This window comes from Leisingera sp. ANG49 (assembly GCF_059694505.1).
The window spans coordinates 738850-760829 of sequence record NZ_JCATZN010000001.1 but is presented as its reverse complement, the minus strand read 5'-3'; the positions used below and the strand labels follow the sequence as shown (position 1 = coordinate 760829).

23 protein-coding genes are annotated in these 21980 nt (G+C 64.2%); 10 read left to right on the top strand and 13 right to left on the bottom strand.

Annotated features, from left to right (window positions below):
• Positions 1–4: 4 nt before the first annotated feature.
• Both accB and AC58NV_RS03765 read right to left on the bottom strand, forming a co-directional pair.
• Positions 5–511, bottom strand: a complete 507-nt coding sequence (gene accB, locus AC58NV_RS03770) for an acetyl-CoA carboxylase biotin carboxyl carrier protein (RefSeq protein WP_366661756.1) — start codon at positions 509–511, stop codon at positions 5–7.
• A gap of 157 nt (positions 512–668) precedes the next feature.
• Positions 669–1205: a LuxR C-terminal-related transcriptional regulator gene (locus tag AC58NV_RS03765; RefSeq protein WP_366661755.1), complete on the bottom strand. Its 537-nt coding sequence runs from the start codon at positions 1203–1205 to the stop codon at positions 669–671.
• A gap of 88 nt (positions 1206–1293) precedes the next feature.
• On the opposite strand from AC58NV_RS03765, the gene AC58NV_RS03760 reads away from it, so the two are divergent.
• Positions 1294–2802, top strand: a complete 1509-nt coding sequence (locus AC58NV_RS03760; RefSeq protein WP_497225941.1) for a class I adenylate-forming enzyme family protein — start codon at positions 1294–1296, stop codon at positions 2800–2802.
• A gap of 12 nt (positions 2803–2814) precedes the next feature.
• Here AC58NV_RS03760 and AC58NV_RS03755 read toward each other — a convergent pair whose 3' ends face one another.
• The 6 genes from AC58NV_RS03755 to AC58NV_RS03730 form a co-directional block, all read right to left on the bottom strand.
• Positions 2815–4128: an adenylate/guanylate cyclase domain-containing protein gene (locus tag AC58NV_RS03755; protein ID WP_497225940.1), complete on the bottom strand. Its 1314-nt coding sequence runs from the start codon at positions 4126–4128 to the stop codon at positions 2815–2817.
• Positions 4129–4379: 251 nt separating this feature from the next.
• Positions 4380–5135 carry an ABC transporter ATP-binding protein gene (locus AC58NV_RS03750; RefSeq protein ID WP_421056005.1) on the bottom strand — a complete coding sequence of 252 codons (756 nt, stop codon included), beginning with the start codon at positions 5133–5135 and terminating at the stop codon, positions 4380–4382.
• Between the two features lie 12 nt (positions 5136–5147).
• Entirely contained in the window at positions 5148–5903 is a 756-nt protein-coding gene (locus tag AC58NV_RS03745; RefSeq protein WP_497225939.1) for an ABC transporter ATP-binding protein, read from the bottom strand.
• A gap of 12 nt (positions 5904–5915) precedes the next feature.
• Positions 5916–7121, bottom strand: coding sequence for a branched-chain amino acid ABC transporter permease (locus tag AC58NV_RS03740; RefSeq protein ID WP_366661748.1), 1206 nt, complete (start codon positions 7119–7121; stop codon positions 5916–5918).
• A gap of 3 nt (positions 7122–7124) precedes the next feature.
• A complete protein-coding gene (locus AC58NV_RS03735; RefSeq protein ID WP_497225938.1) occupies positions 7125–8147 on the bottom strand; it encodes a branched-chain amino acid ABC transporter permease in 1023 nt (340 codons plus the stop codon).
• A 130-nt stretch (positions 8148–8277) separates the two neighbouring features.
• The gene (locus AC58NV_RS03730) at positions 8278–9624 is read right to left on the bottom strand and encodes a substrate-binding protein (RefSeq protein WP_497225937.1); all 1347 of its coding nucleotides are present in this window, start codon (positions 9622–9624) and stop codon (positions 8278–8280) included.
• 231 nt (positions 9625–9855) lie between these two features.
• Between AC58NV_RS03730 and AC58NV_RS03725 the strand changes: the two genes are divergently transcribed.
• The 5 genes from AC58NV_RS03725 to AC58NV_RS03705 all read left to right on the top strand — a co-directional run bounded on the left by AC58NV_RS03725 (position 9856) and on the right by AC58NV_RS03705 (position 16119).
• On the top strand, positions 9856–11154 hold the full coding sequence (locus tag AC58NV_RS03725; protein WP_497225936.1) for a helix-turn-helix domain-containing protein: 1299 nt from the start codon (positions 9856–9858) through the stop codon (positions 11152–11154).
• Positions 11155–11246: 92 nt separating this feature from the next.
• Positions 11247–11627: a response regulator transcription factor gene (locus AC58NV_RS03720; protein ID WP_174144490.1), complete on the top strand. Its 381-nt coding sequence runs from the start codon at positions 11247–11249 to the stop codon at positions 11625–11627.
• A gap of 7 nt (positions 11628–11634) precedes the next feature.
• Positions 11635–11976, top strand: coding sequence for a hypothetical protein (locus tag AC58NV_RS03715; protein WP_497225935.1), 342 nt, complete (start codon positions 11635–11637; stop codon positions 11974–11976).
• Entirely contained in the window at positions 11976–14654 is a 2679-nt protein-coding gene (locus AC58NV_RS03710) for an ATP-binding protein (protein ID WP_497225934.1), read from the top strand. The genes AC58NV_RS03715 and AC58NV_RS03710 overlap by 1 nt, the downstream gene beginning before the upstream one ends.
• A gap of 85 nt (positions 14655–14739) precedes the next feature.
• Positions 14740–16119, top strand: a complete 1380-nt coding sequence (locus tag AC58NV_RS03705; protein ID WP_497225933.1) for a FliM/FliN family flagellar motor switch protein — start codon at positions 14740–14742, stop codon at positions 16117–16119.
• A 267-nt stretch (positions 16120–16386) separates the two neighbouring features.
• Here AC58NV_RS03705 and AC58NV_RS03700 read toward each other — a convergent pair whose 3' ends face one another.
• Genes AC58NV_RS03700 through AC58NV_RS03685 form a run of 4 tightly spaced genes read right to left on the bottom strand, consistent with a single transcriptional unit; the run spans position 16387 to position 18572 of the window.
• Positions 16387–16812: a protein tyrosine phosphatase family protein gene (locus AC58NV_RS03700; protein WP_497225932.1), complete on the bottom strand. Its 426-nt coding sequence runs from the start codon at positions 16810–16812 to the stop codon at positions 16387–16389.
• An 11-nt stretch (positions 16813–16823) separates the two neighbouring features.
• The gene (locus AC58NV_RS03695; protein WP_497225931.1) at positions 16824–17258 is read right to left on the bottom strand and encodes a DUF6691 family protein; all 435 of its coding nucleotides are present in this window, start codon (positions 17256–17258) and stop codon (positions 16824–16826) included.
• Positions 17258–17686: a YeeE/YedE family protein gene (locus tag AC58NV_RS03690; RefSeq protein ID WP_497225930.1), complete on the bottom strand. Its 429-nt coding sequence runs from the start codon at positions 17684–17686 to the stop codon at positions 17258–17260. Before AC58NV_RS03690 ends, AC58NV_RS03695 begins: the two co-directional genes overlap by 1 nt.
• 22 nt (positions 17687–17708) lie before the next feature.
• Positions 17709–18572, bottom strand: coding sequence for an MBL fold metallo-hydrolase (locus tag AC58NV_RS03685; RefSeq protein WP_497225929.1), 864 nt, complete (start codon positions 18570–18572; stop codon positions 17709–17711).
• 288 nt (positions 18573–18860) lie between these two features.
• Here AC58NV_RS03685 and AC58NV_RS03680 point away from each other — a divergent pair, with 288 nt between their 5' ends.
• Positions 18861–19076 (top strand): hypothetical protein, encoded by a 216-nt coding sequence (locus AC58NV_RS03680; protein WP_174144504.1) that lies wholly within the window; start codon positions 18861–18863, stop codon positions 19074–19076.
• A gap of 34 nt (positions 19077–19110) precedes the next feature.
• On the opposite strand, the gene AC58NV_RS03675 is transcribed toward AC58NV_RS03680, so the two are convergent.
• Positions 19111–19329, bottom strand: a complete 219-nt coding sequence (locus AC58NV_RS03675; RefSeq protein ID WP_366661737.1) for a hypothetical protein — start codon at positions 19327–19329, stop codon at positions 19111–19113.
• A gap of 206 nt (positions 19330–19535) precedes the next feature.
• Between AC58NV_RS03675 and AC58NV_RS03670 the strand changes: the two genes are divergently transcribed.
• The 3 genes from AC58NV_RS03670 (at position 19536) to AC58NV_RS03660 (ending at position 21975) form a co-directional block, all read left to right on the top strand.
• Entirely contained in the window at positions 19536–19799 is a 264-nt protein-coding gene (locus AC58NV_RS03670; protein WP_008553759.1) for a DUF2312 domain-containing protein, read from the top strand.
• 154 nt (positions 19800–19953) lie between these two features.
• The gene (locus AC58NV_RS03665; protein ID WP_497225928.1) at positions 19954–20352 is read left to right on the top strand and encodes a RidA family protein; all 399 of its coding nucleotides are present in this window, start codon (positions 19954–19956) and stop codon (positions 20350–20352) included.
• Positions 20353–20640: 288 nt separating this feature from the next.
• A complete protein-coding gene (locus AC58NV_RS03660) occupies positions 20641–21975 on the top strand; it encodes an NAD(P)-dependent oxidoreductase (RefSeq protein ID WP_497225927.1) in 1335 nt (444 codons plus the stop codon).
• The last annotated feature ends 5 nt before the right edge of the window (positions 21976–21980 follow it).

Here is a 21980-nt window from a genome sequence, read left to right as displayed (position 1 = left end):
ACCCTTATTCGATGATGACCAGGGGGGACCCGAATTCAACGGCGGCGCCGTCTTCGACCAGGATGCGCTTCACGGTACCTGCTTTGGGCGCCGGAATGTGGTTCATGGTCTTCATGGCTTCGACGATCAGCAGGGTGTCGCCTTCGCTGACCTGCTGGCCAACGGAAATGAACGAGGGTGAGCCCGGTTCCGGCTGCAGGTAGACGGTGCCGACCATCGGCGAGGTCACGGCGCCGGGGTGGCTGGCCGGATCATCGTTTGCGGCTGCGGGGGCGGCAGCAGCGGCAGGCGCGGCTGCGGCGGCGGCAACCGGCGCGGGGGCAGCAGCGGCAGGAACCTGTACCTGCATCGGGGCGGCCGCCATCGCGGTCTGGCGCGACACGCGCACGTTCAGGCTGTCATCATCGCCGTAGTCGCGTTTGACCTGCAGTTCAGTCAGATCGTTTTCGCGCAGCAGTTCCGCCAGCGCCTTGATGAATGCCACGTCAGCTTCGTGAGTTTTGTTTGTCATATTGTCCTCAGCCAATTCCGACACGCCCGCCGGTTAAGGCAGGCAGGAAATTAGGGCGCTTATAGGGCAAGGATTACCGCAAGGAAAGCACTCCTGAACTGCGCCGTAACATGAGGTCTATGGCGCGGATTCGCAATTGCCGGCGGGAAATTCCTGCCTAAAGCGGCATTCCGGTCAGTTTTGCCACCAGTTCCGGCAGTTTGCGGGCGCCGAATTTCTGCAGCAGATGCGCGCGGTGGCTTTCCACGGTGCGGTAGGACAGGTCCAGCTGCTTGCCGATTTCCTTGGCCGACAGGCCCTTGCAGGTGAGGATCGCCACCTCGCGCTCGCGCGGGGTGAGGGAGACGACAGGACGGTCGTCGGAAATGTCGGCAAAGGACCAGATGCCGGTCTGAAACGGCGCCTGCGGCGTGACCGACCGCCCGCGCACCCGGCACCAGAACAAGGCGCCGGAGCGGCGGCGCATGATACGCTCGTCGCTGTAGCTGCCGCTTTGCGCCTCAGGCTGCTGCAGCAGCGCGCCGATGCGGTTGAAATCTTCCTGGCTGGGGTAGAGTTCCGCCACCAGCATTCCGGTGTAGTCCGCGGGGGCGCCGCCGAAGGTTGCGGCAAACTGCAGATTGCACCGCGTGATGACGCGGCGTTCCAGCACGGCGAGGCCCACGGGGGCATGGTCAAAGGCAAGATCGCTCATATGGTATTCTTAGCCCGGTTATTCCGGGAAATTGAAGGGGTTGCCGCGACGCGCCTTTTGGCGGGCAATCGGGCATCGGGAGGAGCAAATGAACATAGCAGTGTGGCTGGAGCGGATGGCCGCAGCGGAGGGGGCGCGGCCGGCGCTGTATCTGGGGCAGGAGCTGGTTGCGGATTACGCCGGGTTCCATGCACGCGCGGCCTCGGTGGCGGGCTGGCTGCGGGTGCAGGGCATCGCGCCCGGCGATCGGGTTGGCATCTTCATGAAGAACTGCCCGGACTATCTGATCGCGCTCTATGGCATCTGGTACGCCGGGGCGGCGGCGGTGCCGATCAATGCCAAGCTGCACGGCAAGGAGGCGGAGTTCATCCTGCAGAACTCCGGCGCCGGGATGCTGTTCACCTCGCCAGGGCTGACACAGGCGGTTCAGGAGACTGAGGCCGCAGTGCGCTGCGTGGACATCACCGGCACGGAGTATGCGGATGCCTTGCAGGCTGATCCGGTGGCGGAACCCGCGTCGCGCCTGCCTGGGGATCTGGCCTGGCTGTTTTACACCTCCGGAACCACCGGGCGGCCCAAGGGGGTAATGATCACCCACCGGATGCTGATGAACATGGCCATCGCCTATTTCGCTGACGTGGATCAGGTGAGCGCAGAGGACCACGCGCTGTATGCGGCACCGATGAGCCACGGCGCGGGGATCTATGCGATCCAGCATGTGCTGGCCGGCGCGCGCCATGTCTGCCCGGTGTCCGGCGGGTTTGACGAGGCGGAGATTTTCGATCTGGCCGCGCATTTCGGGCGGGTGCACATGTTTGCGGCGCCCACCATGGTCACGCGGATGACCTCGGAGGCCAAACGGCTGGGCCGCACCGGCGAGGGGCTGCGCACCGTCGTCTATGCCGGCGGGCCGATGTATGTCGCCGACATCATGGAGGCGGTGGCGCATTTCGGCCCGGTCTTTGTGCAGGTCTACGGCCAGGGCGAATGCCCGATGGCGATCACCGCGCTGCCGCGCCAGGATGTGCAGGACCGCGCGCATCCCCGCTGGAAGGAGCGGCTGGCCAGCGTCGGCAGGTCTCAGAGCGTGGTGGAGGTGCGGATTGGCACGCCGGAGGGGGAGTTCCTGCCTGCCGGGAGCCATGGCGAGATCATGGTGCGCGGCGATGCGGTGATGCCCGGATACTGGCAGAACCCCGAAGCGACGGCCAAGACGCTAGTCAACGGCTGGCTGATGACAGGCGATATGGGGGTGCTGGACGAGGATGGCTACCTGACCCTGCAGGACCGCTCCAAGGATATGATCATCACCGGCGGCTCCAATGTTTACCCGCGCGAGGTGGAGGAGGTGCTGCTGATGCATCCGCAGGTGCGCGAGGTGTCCGTGGTGGGCCGTCCCCATGCGGACTGGGGCGAAGAAGTGGTGGCCTTTGTCGTTGGCGATGCGCCGGACGCGGAGCTGGATGAACTGTGCAACAGCGAGATCGCCCGGTTCAAGCGGCCCAAGGCGTATTTGCGCATCGAAGCCCTGCCCAAGAACAACTATGGCAAGGTGCTGAAAACCGAGCTGCGCAAGCGGCTGGCCGAGGACCGGTAAAGGCAGCCGGAGTCAGGCGGCGGTTTTGTAGACTTGCCACCTGTCCGGCAGCCCCTTCAGTTCGTGCGAGCCCAGGGATTCGAAGCAGAAGCCGGACCCGGCTACCAGATCCTTGACCGTGCGCGAGACAACGATATCGCCCGGCTGCGCCAGGTCCGCGATCCGTGAGGCGATGTGCACTGCCAGCCCGCGCACATCGTCCTCGGTGATCTCAACCTCGCCGGTATGCACCGACACCCGGATATCAAGCCCGAGCTGGGCGATGGCGTCGCGGATGGCGCCCGCGCATTGGATGGCCCGGCCGGGGCCGTCAAAGGTGGCAAGAAACCCGTCGCCCAGCGATTTAATTTCCCGCCCGTCATAGATTTGCAGTTCCTGCCGCACCCGGCTGTCATGGGCGTCTTTCAGGCTGCGCCAGGCGCCGTCGCCCATGGCCTCAGCGCGGGCGGTGGAGCCCGCGATGTCAGTGAACACGATGGCGGCCAGTACCCGGTCAACCACCGGTTCGGGCTTGGCGCCGGTGACAAACTCTTCGATCTCCGCCACGATCTGCCAGGCCTCCGGCCCGAGGAAGGGGAAATGATCCACCCCCGGCAGCTCAACCAGCCGGGCGTTCGGGATGCGGGCCGCCAGGGTGCGCCCGCCTTCGATATCAATCAGAGCATCCTCAGTCTTGTGCAGCACCAGCGCGGGCGACTTGATTGCCGGCAGGATAGCGGTGATGTCAATTTGGCTGTTGACCTTCATGATCTCGATCACATCGCGGGGCGATGCGCCGGTGCGCTCGTATTTGCCCCACCACTCCTGGACCTGGAGATCCCCGGCCGTCGACGGGCAGAACAGCGGCAGGCTGGTGCCGCTTCCCCACGCGGTTTCGGCGTAGTCGAACAGCTCCTGCAGTGCCTCCTGCGTCGGGAACCAGGAGGTGAAGCTGGCAAAGGCCCCGTAAAGGATCAGATGCTCGCAGCGCCGGGCATGGTAGGCCGCGAACACAGCGGCAAGGGAGCCGCCCTCGGAAATGCCCATGACCGATGCGGTGTCAAAGCCGACAGCATCCATCACCGCGCGGATGTCATCCATCCTCTTGTCCATGTCCGGGGTCGCCACGCCGCGGTCCGACAGGCCGGTGCCGCGCTTGTCGAACACCGCGACCCGGGCGAAATGGCCGATCCTCTCCAGCCAGCGGGCAAAGCCCGGCTCGTCCCAATAGGTTTCGATCTGCGAGATGAAACCCGGCACGAACACCAGGTTGCGCGGCCCGCTGCCAAAGGTCTGATAAGCGATATGGACATCGCCGCTCTTGGCATATTGTGTCTGTGGTCTCATGGTCAGCCCCCGTTGACGGCAATTTGCGCAGCGGGTCCGGGGCACAGAGTGCCGGGAAGTGGAGCGATTGGCGGCGAGGCTGCGCCGCGCCGCTGCGAGCCTTCCCATTCACTTTAGCAAATTCCGGCTGCGAAGTCAGTTTCGCAGGCCGCGCAAAAAAAAGAGGCCAGCCCTGAATGGAGCCGGCCTCAGTCTGCCACTGCCGGCACGCGGGTGGCCGGCAAGACGGAGATGAATTCTTGGTGCGCGCCTCAAATCGCCAGGTATTCGGCGCGCAGTTCTTCGTTCGCCAGGACCTCGGCGGCGGTACCGTCAAAGACAATGCCGCCGGTATCGAGGATCACCGCACGGTCCGCCAGTTCCAGGGCGCGGACCGCGTTCTGCTCGACAATGATGGTTGTCATGCCCTGTTCCTTGATATGGATGAGGGTCTTTTCGATTTCGTCGACGATCACCGGCGCGAGGCCCTCGTAAGGTTCGTCCAGCAGCAGCACCTTGATGTCGCGGGCCAGCGCGCGGGCAATCGCTAGCATCTGCTGTTCGCCGCCGGACAGGGTCACGCCCTCCTGCTTGCGGCGTTCGCCGAGGCGCGGGAACAGGTCATAAAGGCGCTCCAGCGACCAGCCGATGGGCGGGGCGATCTGCGCCAGTTGCAGGTTTTCCTCCACCGTCAGGCCGGGGATGATGCGGCGGTCTTCGGGCACCAGGCCCAGGCCCTCGGCAGCGGCTTCATAGGACGTCATCTTGTGCAGCGGCTTGTGATCCAGCCAGATCTCGCCGCGGGTCACCATCGGCGAGCCGGTGCGGGCGATCGAGCGCAGGGTCGAGGTTTTGCCCGCGCCGTTGCGGCCCAGCAGTGCCAGGATCTCGCCCTCGTGGACGTTGAAGTTGATGCCCTGCACGATGTAGCTCTCGCCGTAGTAGGCGTGCACATCCCAGACCGACAGGAAGGCCGGGGCAGTTGAGGCCACGTTGGCGTTCTTGGAGAAATCGGGTTTGACGTTCATCTTGGTTCCTCCTTACGCCGACTCGCCCAGATAGGCTTCGCGCACCTTCGGGTTGCCGCGGATGTTCTGCGGATCGTCCTCGACCAGCGGGGTGCCCTGTGCCAGCACGGTGATCCGGTTGGCGAGGCTGAACACCACATGCATGTCGTGTTCGATGATGGCGATGGTGATGTCGCGCTCCTCGCTGATCTGTTTCAGCAGGTCGATGGTGTTGTTGGTATCGGCCCGCGCCATGCCGGCGGTGGGTTCGTCCAGCAGCAAGAGGCGCGGTTCTTGCGACAGGCACATGCCGATCTCCAGCCGCCGCTTGTCGCCGCGGGACATGGCGGCGGCGTGCATGTGCCGCTTATCCGCCATGTTCATCTCTTCCAGCATGTGCTCGGCCTTCTGCAGGATGTCCTTCTGGCGCAGCACCGCGGACAGGGCGTTCAGCTCAAACGCGCCGTCCCGCTTGGCAAAGCAGGGGATCATCATGTTTTCCAGCACCGTCAGGTCGCCGAAAATCTCCGGCGTCTGAAACACGCGTGAAATGCCCATCTGGTTGATCTCGTAAGGCGCGCGGCCCAGCACCGACCGGCCGTCGAACATGACGGAACCGGTGTCGGGGATCAGCTTGCCCACCAGGCAGTTCAAGAGGGTGGACTTGCCCGCGCCGTTCGGCCCGATGATCGCATGGACCGAGTTTTCCTTGACGCTGAGGTTCACGTTGGACAGCGCCTGCAGGCCGCCGAACCGTTTCCCCACGTCTTTGACTTCAAGGATACCCATTGTTCTGTCTCCTTATTCCGCGGGGTTGGTTTCGCCAGCGGCCTTGCCGCCGTCTTTGGCCTTGCGGCGGCTGAGCCAGCCCTTGATCCGCTGTCCGCCTTCGACCAGGCCGCCGGGCAGGAAGATCACCACCAGCATGAACAGAATGCCCAGGGTCAGGTGCCAGCCCTTGCCGATGAAGGGGTGGATGATGAAGACTACTGCGTCCTCCATCCCGTCCGGCAGGAAGCTGAACCAGGTGTGCAGCACGTTGTCGTTGATCTTGGAGAAGATGTTCTCGAAGTACTTGATGAAGCCTGCGCCCAGCACCGGGCCGATCAGCGTGCCGGCTCCGCCCAGGATGGTCATCAGCACCACCTCGCCGGAGGCGGTCCACTGCATCCGCTCAGCGCCCGCCAGCGGGTCCATCGAGGCCATCAGCCCGCCTGCAAGACCCGCGTACATGCCGGAGATCACAAAGGCCGCCAAGGTATAGGGACGGGTGTTGAGACCGGTGTAGTTCATCCGCTGCTGGTTCGATTTCACTGCCCGCAGCATCATGCCGAAAGGCGAGCGGAAGATGCGGATCGCCAGATAGAAGGCAGCCAGCATGATCAGCGCGCACAGGTAGTAGCCGGCATTGAACTGGAAGGCCCAGGGGCCGACAGCCAATTCGAAGGTGGAGCGCATTTCCAGCCCGAACAGGTTGGTCACCGGAATCGAGCCGTCCGCGGTGGCGGAGACACCCAGGATCCGGGGATCTTCCAGCGTCAGCTGCAGGCCGGTCTCACCGTTGGTGATCGGGGTCAGCACCGAATAGGCCAGGTTAAAGGACATCTGCGCGAAGGCCAGCGTCAGGATCGAGAAGTAGATGCCCGAGCGGCGCAGGCTGATAAAGCCAATGAGCAGGGCGAACAGGCCCGCGACGATGACCGACAGCACAATAGCCGGGATCACGTTCATGCCAATGAGCTTGAACATCCAGACGGCGGAGTAGGAGCCGGCGCCGAGGAAGGCCGCGTGGCCGAACGACAGGTAGCCGGTGAGGCCGAACAGGATGTTGAAACCGATGGCGAAGATCCCGAAGATCACGAAACGCTGCATCAGGTCCGGATAGCCCGCGTTGAACTGCGCCATGGCGCTGCCGGTCGGGAAGGGGTTCAGGATGAACGGGGCGAACAGCGTCAGGCAGGCGACGATGATCAGCAAAGAAGTGTCTTTTTTATCCAGTCCGAACATGTCTTAGTCCTCCATCACGCCTTTGCGGCCCATCAGGCCCCGCGGACGGGTCAGCAGAATGATGATTGCGACCACATAGATGATGATCTGGTCGATGCCGGGGATCAGAGATTTGATCTCGTTCATCGAGGCAAAGCTTTCGAGCACGCCCAGCAGGAAGCCTGCCAGTACCGCGCCGGGCAGGGAGCCCATGCCGCCGACAACCACTACCACGAAGCTGAGGACCAGGAAGTCCATGCCCATGTGGTAGTTGGGCGAGTTGATCGGCGTGTACATGACACCGGCCAGGCCCGCGACGGCGGCGGCGATGCCGAACATGATGGTGAAGCGGCGGTCGATGTTGATGCCCAAAAGGCCCACCGTCTCGCGGTCTGCCATGCCGGCCCGCACCACCATGCCGAAGGTGGTGAACTGCAGGAAGCTGAAGATGCCGCCGATGATCAGCACAGCAAAGAAGAAGTAGACCACGCGCCAGACCGGATAGATGATGTCCATGCCGATGGCCGCGCCCAGGTTTACCACGCCGTTCAGCGCGTCCGGCGCCGGGGTCTGGATCGGGTTGGCCCCGTAGAAGTATTTGACCACTTCCTGCAGCACGATGGCGAGGCCGAAGGTCACCAGGATCTGGTCCGCATGGGGGCGCTTGTAGAAATGCTTGATCAGCCCGCGTTCCATTACATAGCCGACGCCGATCATGATCGGGATGGCAAAGAGAATCGCCAGCGGAACCGCCCAGTCGATGATACTGCCGCCGATATCGGGGCCGAACCAGGCCTCCACATAGGGTGTCTTGACCTTGAGCGGATTGCCCAGGAAGTCCGTCTGGGTTTCGTCCACGAGCTCAAAGCTGAGATTCAGGATGCGCTGCAGGGTGACGGCGCAGAAGGCGCCGATCATGAACAGTGCCCCATGGGCAAAGTTCACCACGCCCAGCGTGCCGAAGATGAGTGTCAAACCCAGCGCGATCAGCGCATAGGCCGAGCCTTTGTCAAGCCCGTTCAGGATTTGCAGGAGAATGGCGTCCATGGGTCCCACCGTGCGTCAGGTTGGGGAGGGCCCGTCCGGCGGGGGAGCGGACGGGCCGGTTGGGGCAGCCGGAGTCCGGTGCGGACTCCGGCCCGGAATTTTCGCAATATTCCGGTGCCCTGTGGCTGGCTTATGCGCCCGGGTTGCAGGCGCCCAAGTTGCCGCCGGCGAACATCGGGTGGTCCGGTGCGTATTCCACTTGCGCCCGCGGGGTGACCTCGACCACTTCCAGAAGGTCGAATTCGGAGGTCGGGTTTTCCTTGCCGCGCACCACAAGAACATCCTTGAAGCACTGGTGGTCTTCGGCGCGGTAGAGGGTCGGGCCGTTGCCCATGCCGTCGAACTCGAAGCCTTCCAACGCTTCCACGACGGCGCAGGGGTTGAAGCTGCCGGCCCGCTCCACGGCATCCGCATAGAGCAGGGTCTGCACATAGCAGGTGTGCGCCGCCTGGCTCGGCGGGAAGCCGTATTTGGTGCCGAAGGATTTCACGAAGGCCTTGGAGCCTTCATCCTGCAGCGTCCAGTGCCAGTTGGTGGAACCGTGGATGCCCTTCACGTTCTCGCCTGCGCCCTTGGCCATCAGGCGGGAGTAGAGCGGCACGACGATTTCGAAGTTCTTGCCATTCACCACTTTCTCGCGCAGGCCGAACTGCACCGCGTTGGTCAGCGAGTTGACCATGTTGCCGCCGTAGTGGTTCAGCACCAGCACGTCGGCGCCGGAGTTCAGCACCGGGGCGATGTAGGAGGAGAAGTCAGTTGCGGCCAGCGGGGTGCGGACCTTGTTCACGGTCTGCCATCCCAGCGCCTCGGTTGCGGCGGCGATCGATTCCTCCTGGGTCCAGCCCCAAGTGTAGTCGGCGGTCAGGTGATAGGCGACCCGGTCGGTGCCATAGAGGTTCTTCAGCACCGGCGCCAGCGCCGCACCCGACATGTAGCCGTTGAAGAAATGGCGGAAGCCATTGGCCTTCTTGTCCTTGCCGGTGGTGTCGTTGGAGTGGGTCAGGCCGGCCATGAAAATCACGCCTGCCTCCTGGCAGAGACCCTGCACTGCGATGGCAACGCCGGAAGAGGAGCCGCCGGTGATCATCACCGCGCCGTCCTTCTCGATCATCGACTTGGCAGAAGCGCGGGCAGCATCCGATTTGGTTTGGGTGTCGCCGGTCACGTACTCGACCTTCTTGCCCAGGATGCCGCTCCCTTGCAGCGCCTTGGAGCTGAAGGTGTTCATCATGCCGCCGTCGCCGCCGCCGTTCAGGTGCTCGACCGCCAGCTCATAGGCGCGCAGCTCGTCGGCGCCTTCGTCAGCGTAGGGGCCGGTCTGGGGCACGTTGAAGCCCAGGGTGACGGTGCCGCCGGTCGGCTCATTGGTAAAGGCCGCGGCGGAAGAGGCTGTAAAGATGGTCGGCAGCGCCACGCCGGCGCCTGCAATTGCGCCGGTCTTCAAGACTCTGCGGCGCGAAACGTCAAATTCAGACATGTATTCCTCCCTGATATGATTGGTGCCTTGCAGCTCCTCACTTCTGCGCGGTACCAGCACATTGCGTGCAAAATCAGTATGAGAGGCTCATGTAAACTCAGGCAATAAAACCCTTTTCCAGCTTGAAAATTCTGTAAAGAACTGAACAGTATTTCGGGGTGATCTGTAAACAAAGTTATTTTGCGTTGCAGAAAGCCGTTGAAATGGAAGTGTTTTGGGAGGCCCCCCAGCATGGCACGCGACACCCTGACCGGCAGCCGGATCCGCGAACGCAGGCTGATCCTTGGCATGCGCCAGGCCGAACTGGCGCGGGAGGCGGGGATTTCACCCTCCTATCTCAACCTGATCGAGCACAACCGCCGCAGAATCGGCGGCAAGCTGCTGGTCGGGCTAGCCGGGGTGCTGGGAGTGGAACCGTCGATGCTCAGCGAGGGGGCAGAGGCGGCGCTGATCTCGACCTTGCGGGAGGCCGCGGCGGACAGCGGTGTGCCGATTGCGGAACTGGACCGGGTCGATGAATTCGCCGGCCGCTTTCCAGGCTGGGCAGAAGTTCTGGCGGCGGGCCACCGCCGCATCGCCACCCTGGAACGGACGGTGGAAACCCTGTCGGACCGGCTGACCCATGACCCCAACCTTGCAGCTTCGGTGCATGAGGTGCTGTCAACCGCCGCCGCGATCCGCTCCACCGCGTCGATCCTTGCGGAAACCGGCGAGCTGGAGCCGGAATGGCGCGACCGTTTCCACAAGAACCTCAACGAGGATTCGCTGCGTTTGTCCGAAAGCAGCCGGGCGCTGGTGAGCTTTCTGGATGAGGAGGGCACAGGTGCAGACCGCCGCGGCATGCCGCAGGAGGAAGCGGAGGCGTTTTTCCTGAGCAACGGCTTTCATTTCCCGGCCCTCGAAGACGGCTCTGCCACGCCAGAGGATCTGGTGCTGGATGAGCCTGACCTGACCGGTGAGGCGGTGCGCAGCCTGGCGGTAGCAGCGCTGGAGCAATACCGCTCCGATGCCCGGGCAATGCCGCTGCGGGCGCTGGAGCAGGAGATCGCCGCTAGCGGGATTGATCCGGTTGCCCTGGCCCGCCGGTTCAACTGCGCGCTGCCTGCGGTGCTGCGCCGTCTGGCGGCGCTGCCGGAGGAGGTGCTGGGCCAGGAGTCAGGGCTGGCGATCTGCGATGCTTCCGGCACGCTGCTGTTCCGCAAGCCCGTGACAGGATTCGCGATGCCACGCTTTGGCGCCTCCTGCCCGCTGTGGCCGCTCTATACTGCCTTGGTGCAGCCGAATATGCCGGTCAGGCGCAACGTGGTCCAGCACGGGCGCAATGCCGCGGCCTTTGATTGCATGGCCACGGCCTGGATGCAGAATCAGCCGGATTTCGGCGAAGATCCACTGTACCGCGCGGTGATGCTGATCCTGCCAGGGGCGAAGGACGCGCAGGATCCCCAGCCGGTCGGCGCTAGTTGCCGGATCTGCCCGCGCCAGGGCTGTCCGGCGCGACGCGAGCCGTCGATCCTGAAGGAAGAGTTTTGACACTCAGGCGGGCAGGCGGCTAACCTGCGCAAAAATAACCGCGTGTCCGGGCTGTCCAGGCCGCAGGGCCGCGCCGGGAGGAAATTCTGCTGATGGGCAGGCATGTTGTTCTGATTGAAGATGAGCCGAACATTACCGAGGCGATCCGGTTTCTGCTGATGCGCGACGGCTGGAGCGTGGACGCACATACCGACGGTGCAACTGCGGTTGAGGTGATCCGGGACGCGGGGCCGGACCTGGTGATTCTTGACCTGATGCTGCCCGGCAAGAGCGGCCTGGAAATCGTGCGGGAGCTGCGCACGGTGGAGGGCATGCAGTCCCTGCCGGTGCTGATGCTGACAGCCCGCGGCCAGATGCGGGACCGCGAAATGGCGGAGAAGGCAGGTGTGACCCGGTTCATGACCAAACCGTTCTCCAACGCCGAGGTGCTGACCGCGGTACGCGACCTGCACGCCCAGGCCGGGCAGGGATAACGGCGCCATGGCGCTGGGAAGCGGCGAAGAACAGGCGGGCACCCGCACCGAGCGCCAGACCTACCGCCGCCGCCGGCTGATGGACATTTCCAGGCTGCTGCCGGTGCTGGGGGCGCTGCTGCTGGCGCTGCCGCTTTTGTGGCCCGAGGCCTCGGCCCATCCGGCGGCGCGCGGCGGGGTCAGCATGTCGGTTGCCATCATCTATGTCTTTGCCGTCTGGATCGGCCTGATCGCCGCCTGTTTCGTGTTCAGCCTGGCGGTGCAGCGGTGGGCCGACCACTGGACCGGTGGCGGGCCGGACGGGGCCGGCAGCCCAAGCCTGGACCCGGACGGAACGGAGGACAGCTGATGGCCTCTCTCAACGTCCTTGCCTTTGTCTGCCTGGCCTATGTGGCCTTTCTGTTCTTCATCGCCTTCTGGGCCGACCGCATGGCAAGCCGCGGCCGCAGTGCCGCCTGGATGCGCTCGCCGCTGATCTACACGCTGTCGCTGTCGATCTATTGTACAGCCTGGACCTTTTACGGCGCCGTCGGCTATGCGGCGCGGTCGGGGCTGGAGTTCGTGACCATTTACCTCGGCCCGTCGCTGGTGATGATCTGCTGGTGGTGGGGTCTGCGCAAGCTGGTCCGGATCGGGCGCAGCCAGCGGATCACCTCCATCGCTGACCTCCTGTCCTCGCGCTATGGCAAGTCGAACCTGCTGGCCGCCGGGGTGACCATTCTGGCGGTGATTGGCGTCACCCCGTATATTTCCCTGCAATTGCAATCTGTTACTCTGTCCTTTGCAATCTTCGCCGAGGCCGACCCGCTGCGGGGATACAACGAAACCTCCATCGTGTTCTGGGTTGCTGCGGGGCTGGCGGTGTTTGCCATTCTGTTCGGCACCCGCAACCTCAACGCCAATGAGCGCCACCATGGGGTGGTAACCGCCGTTGCGCTGGAGGCGATTGTCAAACTGGCGGCCTTGCTGGCGGTCGGGATCTTTGTTGTCTGGGGCATTGCCGGCGGCGTCGGCGAAACGCTGGCGCGTATCGACGCCTCTCAGATCGGGCAGTGGAATGTCGATGGCAGCCGCTGGGCGACGATCACTTTTCTGGCCGCCGCGGCTTTCATCTGCCTGCCGCGGATGTTCCAGGTGATGGTGGTGGAGAACGAGGACGAACGCCACCTGCGCATCGCCTCCTGGGCGTTTCCGCTGTACCTGCTGCTGATTTCCATGTTCGTGGTGCCGATTGCCGTGGTCGGCCTGGATCTGCTGCCGGCCGGCTCCAACCCCGACATGTTCGTGCTGACGGTGCCGCTGCAGCAAGGGCAGCAGGGGCTGGCGATGTTCTCTTTTCTGGGCGGGTTTTCCTCGGCCACCTCGATGGTGATCGTGGCAGCCATGGCGCTGTCGACGATGGTGTCGAACCACATCGTGATGCCGGTCTGGCTGCGGCTGCAGAACCGCCGAGCCTCGGTTTCGGGCGACGTGCGCGACGTGGTGCTGCTGTCGCGGCGGGTGTCGATCGCGGCGATCATGGCGCTGGGGTATTTCTATTACCACCTCTCCGGGGGCGCCGCGGCGCTGGCAGCCATCGGCCTGATCTCCTTTGCCGGGGTGGCGCAGCTGCTGCCTGCGCTTGTGGGCGGCCTGTTCTGGCGCGGCGCCACCCGCAGCGGCGCCTTGGCGGGGCTCACTGTCGGCTTCGGGATCTGGCTTTACACCATGCTGCTGCCGGCCCTGGGCGGCGGGCTGCTGCCGGAGCACATCCTGCGCTATGGGTTGTTCGGGCTCAGCTGGCTGCGGCCTGAGGCGCTGTTCGGGATCGAAGGCCTGGACCCCACGGTCCATGCGGTGATGTGGTCGATGAGCCTCAATGCGCTGGTGTTCTGCCTGGTCTCGCTGATGAGCTTCCCCAGCCCGCTGGAGCGGCTGCAGGGCGCCCAATTCGTCAATGTGTTCGACCATTCGGCGGGGCCGCGCGGCTGGACCGGATCGGTGGCGCAATGCGAGGATCTGATGATCATGTCTCAGCGGATCCTGGGCGCCACAGAGGCGCAGGCGTTCTTCCAGCGCGAGCGGATGCGCCAGGGCGGCCGCGGTCCCTTGCCGGAGCCGACGCCCGTCTTTCTGGAGCGGCTGGAACGGGAGCTCAGCGCCTCCATCGGGGCGGCGGCGGCGCATGCGATGATCGGTCAGATCGCTGGCGGATCCTCAGTTTCGGTAGCCGATCTACTGGCCGTGGCGGACGAAACGGCGCAGATGCTGGAATATTCCAGCCGCCTTGAGGCGCAATCGGCGGAGCTGTCAGCAACGGCGCGCAAGCTGCGGGAAACAAATGAGAAACTCACTCAACTTTCCGAGCAGAAGGACGCTTTCCTGAGCCAGGTCAGCCATGAGTTGCGGACCCCGATGACGTCGATCCGGGCGTTTTCCGAGATCCTGCGCGATGCCGGGCAGCTCGACACGCAAGAGCAGCGCCGCTATGCCGGAATCATTCACGACGAAACCCTGCGGCTGACCCGGCTGCTGAATGATTTGCTGGACCTCAGCGTGCTGGAAAGCGGCCAGGTCAGCCTCAACATCACGGCGGGCACGCTGTCCGAGGTGCTGGATCATGCCGTCGCTGCCGCGCTGGCAGGATCGGAGCAGCCGCTGACGGTCCGGCGCAGCCCGGAAGCGGAAGGTTTCCGCATTTCCTCTGATCTGGACCGGCTGGCTCAGGTGTTCATCAACCTGATCGCCAACGCCCAGAAATACTGCGACGCAGAGCAGCCGGAACTGACGGTCTCCGCCTCGGTCTCCGGGGGGCGTCTGCATGTTGATTTCACCGACAACGGCAGCGGCGTGCCAGCAGGTGCCCAGCAGATGATTTTCGAGAAATTTGCGCGGGTCAGCCCGGAACGCGCGGGCGGCGCCGGCCTTGGTTTGGCGATCTGCCGCGAGGTCATGCAACGGCTGGGCGGCGATGTGTCCTATTTGCCGGGACGCGGCGGCGGCGCCTTCCGGGTTTCCCTTCCCGCCGCGGGCGAAAAGGCGGCGTAAACGGCTTTGGGAATACAGAAGTTGTTAACCCCTTTTCGGTTAAAACCGGGGAAACGGGACGCGCAAGGGGCAGGTTGAACAGCCTATGTCTGAGACAGAAGCAGCAGAGGCAGGCAGCGGCAGGCAAAGTGTGCTTGCACGCAAGCTGGCGGCGACCAAGGAAGGCGCCGGGGGGCTGACCAGTTCCCTGACGCTGAAGGCGTTGCGCCGGTCGGTCGCGCGCGCGGCCGCGGACCTGTGCAATCTGCCGATGGCGGTGCTGGCGGCGCGCCAGTCCAACCGGTTGTCCGAAGACCTGGCCGAGCAGCTGTCGGACAAGGATCTCCTGGTGGTGCTGGATTGCCCGCAGGGGCGGCTGGGGGCGGCCAGCATGGACGCCGCCACGGTGACGGCGCTGATTCAGCAGCAGACCATCGGGGCGGTGATCGGCAAGGCGCCGTCCGAGCGCCACTACACCCCCACCGATGCAGCAATGACCGCGGACTTCCTGGAGCGCAGCTTTGCCAAGGTTGTGGCGATGCTGGACGGCCAGGCGGACCAATCCCTTTTTTCCGGTTACCGCTTTGGCGCCCAGGTCGAAAACGTGCGCAGCCTGGTGCTGGGGATGGAGGCTGATGACTACCGGGTGATTGAGCTGACCCTGGACCTTGCCAGCGGTGCCATGCAGGGCGTGATGAAGCTGATCCTGCCGGAACCCACGGCAGCGGAATTGCAGGACGGCAGCGGCAGCGCCAATGGCCCGTCTCTTGGGGCCAACCTCGATTCGATCCGGGCAGAGCTGACGGCGGTCCTGTGCAGGATGCGGGTGCCGGTGCAGAAATTCGCCAGCCTGCAGATCGGCGACACGATCCCGCTGGATGCGGCGTTTCTTTATGAAACGGACCTGCTGACCATCGGCGGCACGCCGGTGGCGCAGGGGCGCCTTGGCCAGATGAACGGATCGCGGGCCGTGCGCCTGCACCCGCCCAGAAACGGCCGCCCTGCAGACGGCAGTGCGGAGGCCGCAGCGTTTTCCGAAAGCGGCGGCATGCCGCCGCTGCCGGACGCAACACCGGCGATGGATCTGGACATGGGAATTGCTGCCCAGGGGCTTCAGGACCCGATGGATAATATGGGTCTGCCCGCGCTGGACGCAGGGCCGGACCTGGATGCCGCTGTTTTGGACGCGGGCGGCGGCGACGGTTTGCCCGCGCTTGGCGGAGACGGCTTTGACGCGGGCCTCGGCGGTGACCCGGGCGGTAGTTTGGACGGTGCTCCCGACGGCGGAATGGACGCCATGGGCATGCCTGTGCTCGAAGGCGACGGCGCGCTGAGCATGGACGGGCTGGACGGCGGCTTGCCCGATTTGCCGGATCTTCCCGACCTGCCGGATTTCCCGGCCGGTGACCTTGGCGATTTTGCTGCCGGGGATGCGGATGAAATCTCCCAGCTGGCCGGGTTGGACAGCGCGCTGCCTGAAAGCTGAGATCCCGAAGGGGAAGGCCGGCCGTGCGCTGGAAACCAGGGCCGCGGCGGCAGCGGGTCAGGCGCAAACGACCCCGGACGGCTTCCAGCCTTGCCTAGCCCGCGGTGCAGACGGAAGCGCCTGAACACTGGCGGAAAACTTCTGCGCCTCCTCAAGGTTCACCTTAAAGGCGCAGCATAAGCCCTATTATCTTAGGATTTTTCCTGACGGGTTGCCCGGCGTGCACGGGCCAAACAACCTGTTAGCGCAACACAGGGCGTGCTGCGATCACCTGCTCGCCAGCGACTCCAGCGCCGGGCGCAGCCCGTCCAGCTGATAGCCCGCAGCCTGGGTTTTCTGCAGAATGTCGTCGGCAGCCATATCGCAGGCCTGGCTCAGCGCCCAGACCACCGAACAGCGGGTGCCGGAGGCGCAATAGGCCAGCACCGGGCCTTCGCAGGCTTCATACAGTTCGCGCTGCAGGGCCACGTTTTCCGGTGTCATCGTCTGATGGGTCAGCGGCAGCACCTCGAACCGCAGGCCCGCGGCCTCGGCGGCAGCGCGGATCGCCTCAGCCTGGTGGCTGGGCGGCACTTCCTCGTCCGGGCGGTTGCAGATCACCGTCTTGTAGCCGGCATCGGCAATGGCGGGCAGGTCCTCGGCCGAGATCTGCGGCGAGACCGAATAGCGGGGGGTGATTACGCGTGCATCCATGGCCCGAGTCTTTACGCGTTTGCAGCGGCCCGGTCCAGATGCCGGCTGAGCCTTGGCGCGGCCATCATGCCGCAGGCCATCGCCGCCATGAACAAGACACCTTGCCAGCTGTTGTAGCTGAGCGAAGCCATCGCCGGGCCGGGGCAGAGGCCCGCAAGCCCCCAGCCGGCGCCGAACAGCACCGACCCAAGGACAAGCCGCCTGTCCAGCTCGGCAGAAGGCGGGGCGGGGAAGCTGCCGCCAGCCGCGGGTTTGCGCCCTTCAGCCAGCCGCCAGGCCAGCGCCATCGGCAGCAGCGCGCCGCCCATCACGAAGGCCAGGGTGGGATCCCAATCGCCAAGGATAACCAAGAACCCCTGCACCTTGGCGGTGTCGGTCATTCCCGACAGCATCAGTCCGATCCCGAACAGGCTGCCTGCAAGCAATGCCAGCACAATCCGCAGCATCAGATCACCCCCAGCATCTGGCGCAGCACCGCGAGCGTTAGGATGCCTGCCAGCATGAAGACCGCTGCTGCCGCAATCCCGCGCAGGGACAGGCGGGAAATGCCGCAGACCCCGTGGCCGGACGTGCAGCCATTGGCAACCCGGGTGCCGATGCCCACCAGCAGGCCGGCCAGCACCAGAACCGCAGCATTGCCGGTGACATTGGTGTCGGGCGTGCCGCCTGTCAGCAGCCCGATCAACAGCGGCATGCCGATCACCCCGGCAATGAAGGCGGTCCGTTCTGCCGCGGTGTTGCGGCCGCTGCCATCCAGCAGCCCGCCGAGTATGCCGCTGGCCCCCATGATGCGGCCGTTGCCTAGCAGGTAGACCGCGCCGCCGAGCCCGATCAGCAAACCGCCGCCCAAGCCCCAGATCCAATCCGCTTCCATGTGTGGTCTCCGTTTTTGGCGGTCAGAGCTTGTTGACCGGGATCTTCAGGAACACATCGCCCTGTTCGTCCGGCTCCGGCATCTGGCCCGCGCGCATGTTGACTTGCAGCGAGGGCAGGATCAGCCGCGGCATGCCCAGCGTCGCGTCGCGGGCGTCGCGCATTTCCACAAACTCCTCGATGCTGCGGCCGGAGCCGACATGCACGTTCAGCGCCTTCTGTTCGCCCACGGTGGTTTCCCACGCATAATCATCACGCCCCGGCGCCTTGTAATCGTGGCCGACAAAGATGCGGGTATCATCCGGCAGGGACAGGATCTTCTGGATCGAGTTGTAGAGATCCGCAGAAGATCCGCCGGGAAAATCGCAGCGGGCGGTGCCGAAGTCGGGCATGAACAGGGTATCGCCGACAAAGGCCGCATCGCCGATCACATAGGTGAGGCAGGCGGGCGTGTGGCCGGGCGTGTGCAGGACCTCACCGCGCATCTGGCCGATCATGAAGCTGTCGCCCTCGCGGAACAGCCGGTCGAACTGGCTGCCGTCGCGCTGGAATTCGGTGCCTTCGTTGAACACCTTGCCGAAGGTATCCTGAACCACAGTGATCTGGTCGCCGATGCCGATCTTGCCGCCCAGCTGGTTCTGCAGATACGGCGCTGCGGACAGATGGTCGGCGTGCACATGGCTCTCCAGGATCCATTCAACGCGCAGGCCTTCGTCCCGGGTCCAGGCGATGATCGCATCCGCGGATGCGGTGCAGGTGCGCCCCGCTGCCTGGTCGTAGTCCAGAACCGAATCAATGATGGCGCAGGCGGAACCTTCCGGTTCGCGCACCACATAGGAGACAGTGTTGGTGGCTTCGTCGAAAAAGGCTTTGACGGCGGGGGTCATAAGGTGCTCTCCCTTGGGTTCGCAATTCATATAACGATTTGAGAATATGTTTCAAGCCTGCCGGCAGGCGGGGCTGATGGGCAGTTGAATCATCACCTGCAACTGATTTAAGTCAAGGTATCGGGATGCTGCACTGCGGTAGCCTTCGCAGGCTGCCAAGTTGCCTGAAAACCATCAGCCGGCCGATAATTCTGCGTAAAAAAGCAGCGGCATGCCCAAATTGCGCAGGTATTCATGCAGCTGTTGTGAAATACCGTCATAACCTGATCGTCACAGGGAGGACTGCACATGACTCGAGAAGATCTGCTCAGCACCGTGGAAAGCCTGGAAACCCGGATCCGAAAGGAAAGCGGCGCCGAACGGCTGGCCATGCGGCCGGAGTTCATCCGTCTGCTGGATTACATGCGCAAGACCGGTGCCGAGGTTCCTGGCCGGCTGCGCCGCCTGGAGGCTGCGCTGTGCGAAGAAGCCGTTGAGGAGATGTTCGACAACGTGCCGGTCTGACCGGGGGCAAGGCCGCTATGGGGCGGCCCGGGCGTCAGCCCAGGAAAATGCCCACCATCACCAGCATCAGCCCCAGAACCGACAGCAGCAGGGCGCCCAGATTGTAGGGCAGCACCGATTGCACGACGGCGCGTAGCGCCTCGTCGTCCAGTTGCTGGCGGCGGGCGCGGGCGACCTTGATGATGCACCAGACCAGTCCCAGCAGGCCGGCTACGGACACGGCGGCTCCGGTCCAGACGATGAGATCGAACATGGTTAGGCTCCTGCGGGGTTTCGTGCTGCGATGCGCCTAGCCGATCCGGTCTGCGCGTGCAAGCGCGCGGGCTTCGCTTGCGCCAGAGCGGCGCCGGATTTTGCCGCTTTGATCGCCTCTGCCGCTTTCCCTTCTTGCAGCGCGGCGGGCAGGGCGCTATCCCCTTGCTCCGACAGCAACTGACAGCATGTTCGACGGAGCCGCAGATGGACATCACAGAAGACGAGAAAAGCGAAAACTACCGCGTGACCGCTGGCGAGCTGCGCCAGTTCATCGAACGGTTCGAGCGGCTGGATGAAGAAAAGAAAACCATCGCCGAACAGCAGAAAGAGGTGATGGCCGAAGCCAAGGGCCGCGGCTATGACACCAAGGTGATGCGCAAGATCATCGCCCTGCGCAAGCGTGACGAAAACGACATCGCCGAAGAAGAGGCGGTGCTTGAAATGTACAAGGAAGCGCTCGGCATGTAAGCCGCGTTTTCCAGTTGAATTGAACAGCCGCGCAGGTCCCGCACCTGCGCGGCTTTGTTTTTGAGGCTCCGCCTGTAAGAAATTTTAAGCTTGAAATAAATGCTGCAGCGGCGCTAAGGTCAGCCCAGGCAGTAATCAGCAAAGGAGTTCCGCCATGCCGGCCATCAGCGTGCATCCCGAAGGGTGGAAGCCCGCAAAAGGCTATGCCAACGGCATGGTGGCGGAAGGCAGGCAGCTGTTTGTCGGCGGCCAGATCGGCTGGACCGCGGATCAGGTGTTCGAAGCGCAGGACTTCATCGGCCAGATGAGCCAGGCGCTGCGCAACATTCTGGAGGTCGTCGAGACGGCAGGCGGCTCTGCTCAGGATATCACCCGGCTGACCTGGTATGTGACGGACAAGGCGGAATACCTGGCCCGTCAGGCGGAAGTCGGAAAAGCATACCGCGCGGTGATGGGCTATCACTTCCCGGCGATGACCATGGTGGTTGTTTCCGCCCTGGTCGAGGATGAGGCCAAAGTCGAAATTGAGGCCACCGCAGTTATGCCGTCCTGACCTTGCAGAAAGAGCGCTGGGACCTCGTTTGAAGGCGCCGGATTGCCCGGCAAAAGGGCGGAAAACGCGCCCTGAGCGGTCTCCGGCTGCTGGTGAGCCCCTGTTTTTAGCACGTCAGGCCGGAATTGGCCGAAAGGCGTTCCGGCATAAGTGTCTGATTTCAAGCCTTTGCAAGCCGCTCCTTCTGGGGCGGCATTTTTTTACCCCGCGAAAAAATTTTACCAGTTGATAAAAAACGAGACTGTGGCACTCTGATATCAGAACAACAGAAAATCAGGGAGACACCCAATGGCGACCAGCCATCAGGCATCCGGCATTCAGGCAGCGCGGCTTGACGCTGCCGGGATCGCTGAGAATTTCTCGGACCTGCACCCAGCTTATGACGCGCATGAGGCTGCCGTGGCGGCGGACCGCTGCTATTTCTGCTATGACGCGCCCTGCATGACCGCCTGTCCGACCACCATCGACATCCCCCAGTTCATCCGGGAGATTCAGGCAGGCCACCCCGAAAGCGCGGCCAGGACCATTCTGGAACAGAACATCCTGGGCGGCATGTGCGCCCGGGTCTGCCCGACGGAAACGCTGTGCGAAGAGGCTTGTGTGCGCGAAACCGCCGAAGGCAAGCCGGTCGAGATCGGCCGCCTGCAGCGCTATGCCACCGACACGCTGATGGAGAAGGGCGTGCATCCCTTCACCCGCGCCGCTGCCACCGGCAAGAAGGTCGCTGTGGTTGGTGCCGGCCCCGCGGGCCTGGCTGCGGCGCACCGGCTGGCGATGCTGGGCCATGACGTGGTCGTCTATGACACCAAGTCCAAGGCCGGCGGGCTCAACGAATTCGGCATTGCCGCCTACAAGACCACCAATGACTTCGCCGCGCGCGAGGTTGACTGGCTGCTGCAAATCGGCGGCATCATCATGGATTACGGCAAGAAGCTGGGCGCGGAGCTGTCGCTGGACGGGCTGACGTCGGCTTATGACGCGGTGTTCCTGTCCATCGGCCTTGCCGGGGTCAACGCCCTGAGGGCGCCGGGCGAGGACAAGGACGGCGTGCGGGATGCGGTGGAGTTCATCGCGGAACTGCGGCAGGCCGAGGATTTGACCGCGCTGCCGGTGGGCCGCAACGTGGTGGTGATCGGCGGCGGCATGACCGCGGTGGATGCGGCGGTGCAGTCCAAGCTCCTGGGCGCCGAAAATGTCACCATCGCCTACCGCCGCAGCCGCGAGGAGATGGGCGCGAGCCGCTTTGAACAGGATCTGGCGGCCTCCAAGGGCGTCAAGCTGATGTTCAACGTCATGCCCAAGGCGGTGCTTGGCAACGGTGCGGCAGCCGAGATCGAATTGGAGTATACTGAGGTCGCGGACGGCAAGGTCTCCGGCACCGGCGAGACCGTGCGGCTGGCGGCCGATCAGGTGTTCAAGGCGATCGGGCAGACGCTGGAAGGCCAGCCCGATGCGCTGGCGCTGGAGGGCCGCAAGATCAAGGTGGACGCCAGCGGGCGCACCTCGGTGGCCGGGGTCTGGGCCGGGGGCGACTGCGCCTCGGGCGGCGAGGACCTCACCGTGACCGCTGTGGCCGAGGGCCGCGACGCTGCAATGGACATTCACTCCAGCCTGATGGGCTGAGCCAG

Excerpts from the sequence above, each read along its gene's own strand:
- AC58NV_RS03705 (WP_497225933.1), top strand. The coding sequence starts at position 14,740 with ATGTCTGAGACAGAAGCAGCAGAGGCAGGCAGCGGCAGGCAAAGTGTG.
- AC58NV_RS03675 (WP_366661737.1), bottom strand. The coding sequence starts at position 19,329 with ATGTTCGATCTCATCGTCTGGACCGGAGCCGCCGTGTCCGTAGCCGGC.
- AC58NV_RS03750 (WP_421056005.1), bottom strand. The coding sequence starts at position 5,135 with ATGAACGTCAAACCCGATTTCTCCAAGAACGCCAACGTGGCCTCAACT.
- AC58NV_RS03735 (WP_497225938.1), bottom strand. The coding sequence starts at position 8,147 with ATGGACGCCATTCTCCTGCAAATCCTGAACGGGCTTGACAAAGGCTCG.
- AC58NV_RS03765 (WP_366661755.1), bottom strand. The coding sequence starts at position 1,205 with ATGAGCGATCTTGCCTTTGACCATGCCCCCGTGGGCCTCGCCGTGCTG.
- AC58NV_RS03740 (WP_366661748.1), bottom strand. The coding sequence starts at position 7,121 with ATGTTCGGACTGGATAAAAAAGACACTTCTTTGCTGATCATCGTCGCC.
- AC58NV_RS03695 (WP_497225931.1), bottom strand. The coding sequence starts at position 17,258 with ATGCTGCGGATTGTGCTGGCATTGCTTGCAGGCAGCCTGTTCGGGATC.
- AC58NV_RS03700 (WP_497225932.1), bottom strand. The coding sequence starts at position 16,812 with ATGGATGCACGCGTAATCACCCCCCGCTATTCGGTCTCGCCGCAGATC.
- AC58NV_RS03680 (WP_174144504.1), top strand. The coding sequence starts at position 18,861 with ATGACTCGAGAAGATCTGCTCAGCACCGTGGAAAGCCTGGAAACCCGG.
- AC58NV_RS03670 (WP_008553759.1), top strand. The coding sequence starts at position 19,536 with ATGGACATCACAGAAGACGAGAAAAGCGAAAACTACCGCGTGACCGCT.
- AC58NV_RS03755 (WP_497225940.1), bottom strand. The coding sequence starts at position 4,128 with ATGAGACCACAGACACAATATGCCAAGAGCGGCGATGTCCATATCGCT.
- AC58NV_RS03690 (WP_497225930.1), bottom strand. The coding sequence starts at position 17,686 with ATGGAAGCGGATTGGATCTGGGGCTTGGGCGGCGGTTTGCTGATCGGG.
- AC58NV_RS03715 (WP_497225935.1), top strand. The coding sequence starts at position 11,635 with ATGGCGCTGGGAAGCGGCGAAGAACAGGCGGGCACCCGCACCGAGCGC.
- AC58NV_RS03730 (WP_497225937.1), bottom strand. The coding sequence starts at position 9,624 with ATGTCTGAATTTGACGTTTCGCGCCGCAGAGTCTTGAAGACCGGCGCA.
- accB (WP_366661756.1), bottom strand. The coding sequence starts at position 511 with ATGACAAACAAAACTCACGAAGCTGACGTGGCATTCATCAAGGCGCTG.
- AC58NV_RS03760 (WP_497225941.1), top strand. The coding sequence starts at position 1,294 with ATGAACATAGCAGTGTGGCTGGAGCGGATGGCCGCAGCGGAGGGGGCG.
- AC58NV_RS03710 (WP_497225934.1), top strand. The coding sequence starts at position 11,976 with ATGGCCTCTCTCAACGTCCTTGCCTTTGTCTGCCTGGCCTATGTGGCC.
- AC58NV_RS03685 (WP_497225929.1), bottom strand. The coding sequence starts at position 18,572 with ATGACCCCCGCCGTCAAAGCCTTTTTCGACGAAGCCACCAACACTGTC.
- AC58NV_RS03745 (WP_497225939.1), bottom strand. The coding sequence starts at position 5,903 with ATGGGTATCCTTGAAGTCAAAGACGTGGGGAAACGGTTCGGCGGCCTG.
- AC58NV_RS03725 (WP_497225936.1), top strand. The coding sequence starts at position 9,856 with ATGGCACGCGACACCCTGACCGGCAGCCGGATCCGCGAACGCAGGCTG.
- AC58NV_RS03720 (WP_174144490.1), top strand. The coding sequence starts at position 11,247 with ATGGGCAGGCATGTTGTTCTGATTGAAGATGAGCCGAACATTACCGAG.
- AC58NV_RS03660 (WP_497225927.1), top strand. The coding sequence starts at position 20,641 with ATGGCGACCAGCCATCAGGCATCCGGCATTCAGGCAGCGCGGCTTGAC.
- AC58NV_RS03665 (WP_497225928.1), top strand. The coding sequence starts at position 19,954 with ATGCCGGCCATCAGCGTGCATCCCGAAGGGTGGAAGCCCGCAAAAGGC.